Annotated in this window: 1 protein-coding gene; it reads left to right on the forward strand. The window is 73.8% G+C overall.

The window, feature by feature from the left end; translation table 11 throughout:
- Nucleotides 1-8,696: amino acid adenylation domain-containing protein (locus AB0I21_RS56780; RefSeq protein ID WP_360574296.1), on the forward strand; the 8,696-nt coding region annotated here is incomplete at both ends.

The following is an 8,696-nucleotide window of genomic DNA, read 5'->3' on the forward strand; positions in this document are numbered from 1 at the left end:
GAGTTCGAGGTGCGGCCGGACGCGTCACCGGTGGTGCCGATCGGCAAGCCGGTGTTCAACACCCGCGTCTACGTCCTGGACGACCGCCTCGCCCCGGTGCCGGTGGGTGTCGCGGGTGAGTTGTACCTGGCGGGTGTCCAGCTGGCTCGCGGCTACGCGGGCCGGCCCGGTCTGACCGGCGAGCGGTTCGTTGCCGACCCGTTCGGCAGCGGGGAGCGGCTGTACCGCACCGGCGACGTGGTCCGCTGGTCCGCTGACGGTGACATCGTCTATCTCGGCCGGGCGGACGAGCAGGTGAAGGTCCGCGGGTTCCGGATCGAGCCCGGCGAGATCGAGGCGGTCCTCGCCGCGCACCCTGCCGTCGAGCAGGCCGCGGTCGTGCTCCGCGACGACCGACTGGTCGCATACGTCGTCGGCAGCATTGACGGCCTGCGGGAGCACACTGCCACGCGGCTGCCGGAGTACATGGTGCCGTCCGCGTTCGTGACCCTCGACGCGCTGCCGTTGACGGTGAACGGCAAGCTGGACCGCAAGGCGCTGCCGGCGCCGGAGTTCACGACGGGAGCCGGTCGCGGGCCGGCGAGTGTGCAGGAAGAGCTACTGTGCCTCGCCTTCGCCGAGGTGCTCGGCCTCGACACGCTCGGCGTCGACGACGACTTCTTCGCGCTCGGCGGGCACTCGCTCCTCGCCGTCCGCCTCGTCAGCCGCATCCGGGCCGTCCTCGGCGTCGAACTGCCGCTCCGGCTGCTGTTCGACGCCCCGAGCCCCGCGAAGCTGGCCGGTCGGCTACGGTCCGGTGCGGGAAGCGCCCGCGCGGCCCTCGTGCCGTGGGACCGGCCGGAGCGGCTGCCGCTGTCGTACGGCCAGCAGCGGCTCTGGTTCATCGGGCAGCTCGAAGGCCCCAGCGCCACCTACAACGAACCGGTCACCCTGCCGCTGACCGGTGACGTGGACACGGCCGCGCTCGAGGCCGCCTTCCTCGACGTCATCGGCCGGCACGAGGTCCTGCGGACCGTGCTGCGGACCACGCCGGACGGCCGGCCGTTCCAGCACGTCATCGCCGTGGACGACCTCGACTGGCGGCTGCGGCTGCGCGACGCCGACCCGGCGGACCTGCCGGCCGAGATCGCGGCCGCGGCCGGGCACACCTTCGACCTCGCCGCGGAGCTGCCGATCCGGGTGTCGCTGATCAGCACCGGACCGGACACCCGGACGCTGGTCGTCGTCGTGCACCACATCGCCAGCGACGGCTGGTCGCTGGTGCCGCTCGCCGGCGACGTGTCCGTCGCCTACCGGGCCCGCCTCGCCGGGCAGGCCCCGGCGTGGGAGCCGCTGCCGGTCCAGTACGCCGACTACACCCTGTGGCAGCGTGAGCTGCTCGGCGAAGAGGACGACCCGGACAGCGTCATCTCGCGGCAGGTCGCCTACTGGCGGCAGGCCCTCGACGGCGCGCCCGAGGAGCTGACCCTGCCGACCGACCGGCCGCGGCCCGCCGTCGCCACCCACCGCGGCCACACCGTGCCGGTCCGGATCGACGCCGACCTGCACGCCCGGCTGCTGCGGATCGCCCGCGCCGAAGGCGTCACCGTCTTCATGCTGCTGCAGGCCGGCCTCGGCGTCCTGCTGTCGAAGCTCGGCGCCGGGACCGACATCCCGATCGGCACCCCGGTCGCGGGCCGCGGCGACGAAGCCCTCGACGACCTCGTCGGGTTCTTCGTCAACACCCTCGTCATGCGCACCGACCTGTCCGGCGACCCGACGTTCGCCGAGCTCCTCGGCCGCGTCCGGGAGACGGCCCTCGCGGGCCTCGACCACCAGGACGTGCCGTTCGAACGTCTCGTCGAGGAGCTCGCCCCCGCCCGGTCCCTCGCCCGGCACGCGCTCTTCCAGGTGATGCTGACGGTGCAGAACACCGCCGGCGCGGTCCTCGACCTGCCCGGCATCGTCGCCGGTGGGGAACCAGCCGAGACCCCAGCGGCGGACGAGACGTCGGCGGCCCGCTTCGACCTGAACACCATCGTCGCGGAGACCTTCGACGCCGGCGGCGCACCCGGCGGCATGGAAGGGATCCTGACCGGGGCGGCCGACCTGTTCGACGCCGCGACGGTCGCGACGATCGCCGGCCGGTGGGTGCGGGTCCTGGCTTCGCTCGCCGCCGACCCGCACGCGCCGATCTCCCACGCGACCGTCCTCGACGCCGCCGAACAGCACCGGCTGCTCGTCGACTGGAACGACACCGCCACCCCCCTCACCGAGCAGACCCTGCCGGAGCTGTTCGAGGCGCAGGTCGCCCGCGACCCGGACGCGGTCGCGGTCGTCGCCGGCGGCGTCTCGGTGACCTACGGCGAGCTCAACGCCCGCGCCGACCGTGTGGCGCGGCACCTGGCCGACCTCGGCGCCGGACCGGAGCGTCTCGTCGGGCTGTGCCTCGGGCGCGGGATCGAGCTGATGGTGGCCCTGCTCGGCGTGCTGAAGGCCGGCGGGGCCTACCTGCCGATCGACCCGGAGTACCCCGCGGAGCGGATCGCGTTCATGGTGGCCGACGCCGCCCCCGTGGTGGTCCTCGCCGCCGCGGACACCGCAGCCGTCGTCCGGGACGCCGGCGCGCCGGTGGTGGTGCTGGACGAGCGCTCGCTGCCTGCCGTCGAGCCCGCTCCCGCCGTACCGGCGACGCTGACACCACAGCATCCCGCCTACGTGATCTACACGTCCGGGTCGACCGGCACGCCGAAGGGTGTGCTGGTGTCGCACGCCGGGTTCGCGAGCTTCGCGGCCGGGCACGCGCGGCTGCTCGGGGTGCGCCCCGGCGACCGGGTCGGGCAGTTCGCGTCGGCGAGCTTCGACACGTTCGGCTGGGAATGGTGCATGGCGCTGCTGCAAGGCGCGGCGCTGGTGGTCATCCCGTCCGGGCAGCGGCTCGGTGCGGCGCTGACCGGGCTGCTGGCGGCCGAGGCGGTGACGTTCGTGACGCTGCCGCCGGCCGTCCTCGCCCTGCTGGACCCGTCGTCGATCGGGCCGGACGTGACGGTCGTCGTGGCCGGCGAGGCATGCCCGCCGGAGGTCATGTCGCGGTGGGCGGCCGGGCACCGGATGTTCAACTCCTACGGCCCGACCGAGACGACCGTCGACGCCACGCTGTGGCGCTGCGACCCGGCCGCCGGTCAGGTCGCGATCGGCGGGCCGGTCGTGAACACCCGCGTGTACGTGCTGGACGAGCGGCTGTCGCCGGTGCCGGCGGGCGTCGCCGGCGAACTGTACGTCGCCGGGTCCGGGCTCGCCCGCGGCTACGTGCGGCGGCCCGCCCTGACCGCGACCCGGTTCGTCGCGGACCCGTCCGGCCGCGGCGAGCGGCTCTACCGGACCGGCGACGTGGTCCGCTGGACCACCGGCGGCGACCTGGTGTTCGTCGGCCGGGCCGACGACCAGGTGAAGATCCGCGGGTTCCGGATCGAGCCCGGCGAGGTCGAGGCGGTCCTCGCGGCGCACCCGGGGGTGGCCCGGGTCGCGGTGATCGCCCGGGAGGACGAGCCCGGCGACCGGCGCCTCGTCGCCTACGTCGTCGGCGCGGGTGCCGGGCTGCGGGAGTTCGCCGCTGAACGGCTGCCGGAGTACATGGTGCCGTCGGCCGTCGTCGTCCTCGACGCGCTGCCGCTGACGGCGAACGGGAAGCTGGACCGCGCCGCGCTGCCGGCGCCGGACTTCGCGTCGGCCGCCGGCACCGGCCGCGGCCCCGCCGACGTCCGGGAAGAGCTGCTCTGCCAGGCGTTCGCCGAGATCCTCGGCCTCACCGACGTCGGCGTCGACGACGACTTCTTCGCCCTCGGCGGGCACTCCCTGCTCGCCGTGCAGCTGGTCGAGTGGCTCCGGGTGCGGGGCGTGTCGGTGTCGGCGCGTGCCCTGTTCGAGGCCCCGACCCCGGCCGGGCTGGCCGCGGTCGCCGGCCCCGCCGCGGTCCACGTGCCGGCGAACCTGATCCCCGCCGGCGCGCAGGCGATCACCCCCGACCTGCTGCCCCTGGTCGAGCTGAACCAGGCGGAGATCGACACCGTCGCCGGCACCGTCGACGGCGGCGCGGCGAACATCGCCGACATCTACCCACTCGCGCCGCTGCAGGAAGGGATCCTGTTCCACCACCTGCTCGCCGGTGGCGGCACCGACGCCTACGTCACCACCTACGTCCTGCGGTTCGCCGACCGGGGCCGCCTCGACGCGTTCGCCGGCGCGTTCCAGCACGTCATCGACCGGCACGACGTGTACCGGACGTCGGTGGCCTGGGACGGGCTGCGCGAACCGGTCCAGGTCGTGTGGCGGTCCACGACGCTGCCCGTGACCGAGGTCGAAGGGATCGCCGGCGAGGAGGAGCTGCTGTCCGCTGTCGGCCTGTCGATGGACCTCGGCCGGGCCCCGCTGCTGGACCTGCACGTCGCCCCGGCCGGCGACGGTCAGTGGCTGGGCCTGCTGCGGATGCACCACCTCGTCCAGGACCACACGGCCGTCGCCGTCGTCCTCGAGGAGATCGAGGCGGTGCTGCTTGGCCGCGCCGACGCCCTGCCGGCGCCGCTGCCGTTCCGCACCTTCGTCGCGCAGGCCCGCGCTGGGCTCGCCGACGGTGGCCACGAGGCGTTCTTCCGTGACCTCCTCGACGGCGTCGACGAGCCGACGGCCGCGTTCGGGGTCAGCGACGTCCGCGGCGACGGCTCCGGCGTCGTCCGGGCCGGCGTCGGCCTGGACACCACCCTCGGCCGGCGGCTCCGTGAGGTCGCCCGCCGGCTCGGCGTCAGCCCGGCGACCGTGCTGCACGTGGCCTGGTCCAGGGTCCTCGCCGTCGTCTCGGGCCGCGACGACGTCGTCTTCGGCACCGTCCTGCTCGGCCGGATGAACGGCGGCGCCGGATCGGACCGCGTCCCCGGCCTGTTCATGAACACGCTGCCGGTGCGGGTCCGCACCGGCGACCTGCACGTCACGGCCGCCGTCGACGCGATGCGCCGGCAGCTCGCCGGGCTCCTCGAACACGAGCACGCCCCCCTCGCCCTGGCGCAGCGGGTCAGCGCCGTCCCCGGCGACCAGCCGCTGTTCACGACCCTGTTCAACTACCGGCACAACGGCTCCGGTGGCACGCGCGCCGGCGACGCCGGCACGGGCGGCGACGGGTTCGAGGGTGTCGAGGCGGTGTACTCGCGGGAGAGCACCAACTACCCGATCACGGTCTCGATCGAGGACGACGGCGACTGGTTCGGCCTGACCGTCGACGCGGTCGGGCCGATCGACCCGGCGGCGGTCGCGGACATGCTGCACACCGTCGTCGCCGGCCTCGTCCCCGCCCTCGAACGCGGCGGCGACCGGACGCTGCTGTCGGAGCTCGGGGTGCTCGGCACGGCCGAGCTGGACCGGGTGCTGCGGGACTGGAACGACACCGCCGCGGAGGTGCCGCCGGGGACGCTGCCGGCGTTGTTTGCGGCGCAGGTGCGCCGGACGCCGTCGATGGCGGCGCTGGTATTCGAGGGCGTGACGGTTTCTTACCGGGAGCTGGATGCGCGGTCGAACCGGTTGGCGCACCGGCTGGTTGCTGAGGGTGTGCGGGCGGACTCCGTGGTCGGGGTGCGTCTTCCGCGTGGTGTGGATCTGGTGGTGGCGTTGCTGGCGGTGGTGAAGGCCGGTGGTGCGTATCTGCCGATCGATCCGGATCTGCCGGTGGATCGTAGTGCGTTCATGGCGGCGGACGCGGGTGCCGTCTGTGTATTGACCGACGTCTCGGCCGAGGGTTGGTCGGACACGGATCCGGGTGTGCGGGTGCTTCCGGGTCATGCGGCGTACGTGATCTACACGTCGGGTTCGACGGGTCTGCCGAAGGGCGTGGTGGTGCCGCATGAGGGCATCGTGAACCGCCTGGTGTGGATGCAGTCGCGGTTCGGGCTGGCCGAGGGCGATCGGGTGTTGCACAAGACGCCGTTCGGGTTCGACGTGTCGGTGTGGGAGCTGTTCTGGCCGTTGATTCAGGGCGCGACGATGGTGATCGCGAAGCCGGGCGGTCACCGGGACCCGTCCTACATCGCCGACCTGATCCGCACCGCCGGTGTCGACACTGTCCACTTCGTCCCGTCCATGTTGGAGGCGTTCCTCGCGGCCCCTGAAGCGGCCGCGTGCACCGGGTTGCGGCGGGTCGTCTGCTCCGGTGAGGCCCTCGGCGTCGCGGCCCGGGACCGGTTCTTCGAGGTGCTTCCTGACGTCGGCCTGTTCAACCTGTACGGCCCGACCGAGGCGTCCGTGGACGTCACCGAGTTCGAGGTCCGGCCTGGCGCAGAGCCGGTCGTGCCCATCGGCAGGCCGGTGTTCAACACCCGCGTCTACGTCCTGGACGATAGCCTGGCGCCGGTGCCGGCCGGCGTCGCCGGTGAGTTGTACCTGGCCGGTGTCCAACTGGCCCGCGGCTATGTCAGCCGGCCGGGGTTGACCGGCGAGCGGTTCGTCGCCGACCCGTTCAGCGACGGCGAGCGGTTGTACCGGACCGGTGACGTGGTCCGCTGGTCCACCGACGGCGACCTGGTCTATCTGGGCCGGGCCGACGACCAGGTGAAGATCCGAGGGTTCCGGATCGAGCTGGGGGAGATCCAGGCGGTCCTCGCCGCGCACCCTGACGTCGAGCAGGTCGCGGTGGTCGCGACCGGAGACCAACGGCTCGTCGCCTACGTCGTCGGCGCGGCCGGCGGGCTGCGGGAGCACGCCGCGTCCCGGCTGCCGGAGTACATGGTCCCGTCGGCGTTCGTCACCCTCGACGCGCTGCCGCTGACCGTGAACGGCAAGCTGGACCGCAGGGCGCTTCCGGCGCCGGACTTCGCCGCGAACGCCGGCAGCGGGCGTGGCCCGGCCAGCGTGCAGGAGGAGCTGCTGTGCCTCGCCTTCGCCGAGGTGCTCGGCGTCGGCAGCGTCGGCGTCGACGACGACTTCTTCGCCCTCGGCGGGCACTCGCTCCTCGCCGTCCGCCTCGTCAGCCGCATCCGGGCCGTCTTCGGTGCGGAGTTGCCGCTGCGGGCCCTGTTCGACGCCCCCACCCCGGCCGGGCTGGCGACCAGAGTGTCCGGGGCCGAACGAGCCCGGCCGGCCCTGACGGCGCGGACCAGGCCGGAGCGGCTGCCGCTGTCCTACGCGCAGCAGCGCCTCTGGTTCATCGGCCACCTCGAGGGGCCCAGCCCGCTGTACAACATCCCGATGGTGCTCGGCCTCGCCGGCGCTGTCGACCCGGCCGCGCTCGACGCGGCGCTGCGGGACGTGATCGGCCGGCACGAGGTGCTGCGCACCGTGTTCCCGACCGTCGACGGGCAGCCGGCCCAGCTCGTCGTCCCCGCCGGCGACCTCGACTGGCGGCTGCACGTCGCCGAGGTGCCACCGGCGGACCTCGCCGAAGCCGTCGACGCCGCTACCCGCACCACGTTCGACCTGGCCACCGACGTGCCGATCCGGGCCTGGCTGTTCGGCGACGGCACCGGCGAACACGTCCTCGTCGTGGTCGTCCACCACATCGCCGGCGACGCCTGGTCGATGGAGCCCCTCGCCGCGGACCTGTCGGCGGCCTACCAGGCCCGGCTCGCCGGGCAGGCGCCGGCGTGGCAGCCGCTGCCCGTGCAGTACGCCGACTACACCCTGTGGCAGCGGGAGCTCCTCGGCGACGAGGCCGACCCGGACAGCCTCATCTCGCGGCAGGTCGCGTACTGGCGGCGGGCCCTCGACGGCGCACCCGAAGACCTGGCCCTGCCGGCGGACCGGCAGCGGCCGGCCGTCGCCGGCCACCACGGGCACGTCGTCCCCCTGGAACTGCCCGCTGGCCTGCACGCCCGCCTGGCGCAGGTCGCCCAGGCGGAGGGCGTCACCGTCTTCATGCTGCTGCAGGCCGGCCTCGGCGTGCTGCTGTCGAAGCTCGGCGCCGGCACCGACATCCCGATCGGCGCGGCGACGGCCGGCCGCACCGACCAGACGCTCGACGACCTGGTCGGGTTCTTCGTCAACACCCTGGTGATGCGGACGGACCTGTCCGGGGACCCGACGTTCGCTGAGCTGCTCGCCCGGGTGCGGGAGACGGCCCTCGCCGGGTTCGAGCACCAGGACGTGCCGTTCGAACGTCTCGTGGAGGAGCTGGCGCCGGTCCGGTCCCTGGCCAGGCACCCGCTGTTCCAGGTGATGCTGACGGTGCAGAACACCGGCGACGCGGTCCTCGACCTGCCCGGCGTCGCCGTCGGTGGGTCTGGCCCGGCGGCCGGAGCCGTCGAGGTCGAAGCGACCTCGGCGGCGAAGTTCGACCTGGAAGTCGTCATGGCGGAGACGCCGGCGGGCCTTCGTGGCACGTTCACCGGGTCCGCGGACCTGTTCGACGCCGCCACCGTCGTCGACATGGCCGGGCGCTGGGTGCGGGTCCTGGAGTCCGTCCTCGTGGACCCGGCGGTGCGACTGTCCGATGTGGATGTCCTTGGTACTGGTGAGCGTCGGCGGGTGCTGGTGGAGTGGAACGATACCGCGGTCGAGGTGGCCGCCGGGACGGTTCCGGCGTTGCTGGCGGCGCAGGTGGCGCGGACGCCGGATGCGCCGGCGGTGCTGGGTGACGGGGTGTCCGTGTCGTATGCGGAGCTTGACGCGCGGGCGGCCGGCCTTGCGAGGGTCCTTGCGGGCAGGGGTGTGGGGCCGGAGTCGGTGGTTGCGGTGTGTCT

The sequence above is a fragment of the Dactylosporangium sp. NPDC050588 genome (genome assembly GCF_040654975.1).
Classification (GTDB): domain Bacteria; phylum Actinomycetota; class Actinomycetes; order Mycobacteriales; family Micromonosporaceae; genus Dactylosporangium; species Dactylosporangium maewongense.